Genomic DNA, 2,834 nt, shown 5'->3' on the forward strand with positions numbered 1-2,834 from the left:
CACCCCGGGACGGAGACCGGATCGATCAGCTGGCCGGCATCTGCGCTTGCGCGTCCTCGAGCGCGGCGCGGACGTCGTCCTCCGTGACCTCCTCGCCCTGCGCGATGTCGGCGAACAAGCGGGCGATGGCCTCACCCACGAGCGTCTCCATCTGTCCCTCCGAGGGATACAGCGGCATGGGCTGCGAGTGCTCGGCGTAGGTGACCTTCTTGGCCGCCATCTCCGGGGTGTCGAACGCCGGGTCGTCCATCGCCGCCGTGACGACGGGCAGCGAGGTGTACGCGGCGTTGAGCGTCTTCTGCTCCTCGTCGCTCGTGAGGTGCTTCACGAAGGCGATGGCCGCGTCCTTCGCGTCCGAGTTCGCGAACACGCTGACGTTGATGCCCGCCACGTGGCTCTGTGTTCCCTCCTTGCCCGTCGCGTCGGCGGAGTTCATCGGGATCGGGGCCACGCCGAAGTCCTCGAACTCCGCGGCCGCGAAGGTCTTGCCCGCCGCCTGGTCGAACATCATGGCCGCGCGGCCGTCGATCAGCTCCGGCGGCAGCTGGCTGCCGTCGGTGAACTCGGCGTTCGACGGGTCGACAACGCCGTTCTCGCCCATCAGGTCGAGCCACTGCGTCACGCCGGTGACCACGCCGTCGTTCGTGAAGTCGGGCTTGCCGTCCTCGGTGTACAGCTCGCCGCCGTTCTGCATGCCGCGGACGAATGCCTGGTGGGCGTTGTTCGAGACGCGCTGGCCGGCGAGGGTGAAGCCCCACTGGTCGATCTCGCCGTCGCCGTCGGTGTCCTTGGTGAGCTCCTTGGCGGTCTGGATGAACTCATCCCACGTCGCGGGCGGCTCCTCGATCCCCGCCTCCTCGAACATCGCGGTGTTGTAGTAGAGCGAGTAGGCGAGGCCGTAGAGCGGAACGGACGTCGGGGCCTGGCCCTCGGCGCCGCCGGTCGCCCAGCTGGTCTCGACGAAGCGCTCCTGCCCGCCGATGGCCTCGAGCGCATCGCCCTCCCACGGGACGAACGCACCGCTCGACTGCAGCGACACGGCCCACGTGTTGCCGATGTTCAGGACATCGGGGCCCTCGCCGCTCGACACCGCCGCGAGGATGCGGTTGTACAGGTCGGGCCAGGGGATGACCTCGAGCTCCACCTCGACGCCGGTCGCCTCGGTGAACCGGTCGATCGACTCGCCCAGCACCTCCTCGTCCATGCCGATCGACGATCCCTGATTGCTCGCCCAGTAGGTGATCGTCTGGCCCTCGAGCGCGGCCGGATCGGCGCTGCCGCCGCTGCCGCCCGTGCCGCCGCAGCCGGTCAGCGCCGCGGTGCTCACCGCGGCGGTCGCGGCGAGCGCCGCCCATCGGATGATGCGGGACTTCTTCATCGCTGTACTCCTTGGTCTCATCTTCGAGGGGGTGTTGCAGGGTGATGAACTGCGGGATGGTGAACTGCGGGACGAACCGCCGGAGCCGCAGCGGGATCCGGACGGGAGCTCTACAGGGTCGCGATCGACGGATCCCATTCGGGATCCAGCGACTCGCGGGGCGAGACATCCGAGGCGACCTCGACCGGCGCGCTCGCCTCGGCGGACTGCGCGATGGCGACCATGATCTCGAGCACGTGGAAGGCGAGCTCTCCGGGGACGCGCTCTGAGCGGCCCGCGCGGATCGCCTGCGCGAGCTCCGCGACGCCGGTGCCGCGCGTGTAGAACGACCCGGCCGCGGGGATCACGCGCTCGGAGTCGTCCGCGCCGTGCACGACGGTGTCGCCCTCGAACGTGTTCGGATCGGGGAACACGGCCGTGCCCTCGGTGCCGGCGACCTCGACGAAGCCCGTGCGCTTGAGCTTGGAGTCGAAGCTGAAGACGACCTGCGCGCTGGCGCCCGACGCGAACTCGAGAAGCGCGGCGACGTGGGTGGGCACCTCGACAGGGAACTCCGTGCCGGCCTTGGGGCCGCTGCCGATCACGCGGGTCTCTCGCGACTTCGAGCCGTGCGCGTACACGCGACGGACCGATCCGAAGACCTGCACGAGCGTCGTGAGGTAGTAGGGGCCGATGTCGAACAGCGGTCCGCCCCCCTTGGCGTACAGGAACTCGGGGCTCGGGTGCCACGACTCCGGACCGGGCGCCTGGAACAGCGCGAGTCCGGTCAGCGGGGCGCCGATCACGCCCTCGCGCACGGCACGGAACGCCGTCTGCAGACCCGCGCCCAGGATGGTGTCGGGCGCGACCGCGACGCGCACGCCCTTCGCCTGCGCGGCCTCGAGGAGCACGCGGCCGCTCTCGAGATCGAGCGCGTACGGCTTCTCGCCCCACACGTGCTTGCCTGCCTCGACCGCCTTGAGCGCGACCTCGACGTGCACGGCGGGGATCGTGAGGTTCACGACGATCTCGATCGCCGGATCCGCCAGCAGCTCCTCGTACGTGCCGGATGCCGGCACGCCCCACTTCTCCGCCTGCGCCGCGGCGCGGGCGGTGTCGATGTCCGCGACGAAGCGGACATCGAGGTCGGGGAACGCCGTGAGGTTCTCGAGGTACTGGTCGCTGATCGTGCCGGCGCCGACGACGCCGACGCCGACCCGGCCGGCGCCGCTCACGAGCGCTCTCCCGTCAGGAAGGCGAAGCTGCGCGAGAGCGCCTCGAACACGTCGCCCGCGTGATCGTCGAGCTCGACGACGCGCAGTGCGCCGGGCGCCGCCGAGAGGATCTCGGCGATCGGCAGCACGCCGTCGCCCACCGCCACCTGGTCCTTGTCGTCCTTCGTGCGCGGGCCGTCCTTGACGTGCAGCGCCTGGACGCGCTCGCCCAGGCGGCGCAGCAGCTCGGCGGCGGGCTCGCC

The 2,834-nt window shown here is 70.7% G+C and carries 2 protein-coding genes and 1 pseudogene; all 3 read right to left on the reverse strand.

The annotated features are described in order from the left end of the window. Window positions 1-25: 25 nt before the first annotated feature. Window positions 26-1,378: a sugar ABC transporter substrate-binding protein gene (locus tag RIF89_RS13450; protein ID WP_309069600.1), complete on the reverse strand. Its 1,353-nt coding sequence runs from the start codon at window positions 1,376-1,378 to the stop codon at window positions 26-28. A gap of 110 nt (window positions 1,379-1,488) precedes the next feature. Next, entirely contained in the window at window positions 1,489-2,592 is a 1,104-nt protein-coding gene (locus tag RIF89_RS13455) for a Gfo/Idh/MocA family oxidoreductase (RefSeq protein ID WP_309069601.1), read from the reverse strand. Beyond that, window positions 2,589-2,834 (reverse strand): annotated as a pseudogene (locus RIF89_RS13460) (sugar phosphate isomerase/epimerase); the annotation flags it as partial. The gene RIF89_RS13455 and the pseudogene RIF89_RS13460, both read right to left, overlap by 4 nt.

The organism is Microbacterium sp., assembly GCF_031178525.1.
GTDB lineage: Bacteria > Actinomycetota > Actinomycetes > Actinomycetales > Microbacteriaceae > Microbacterium.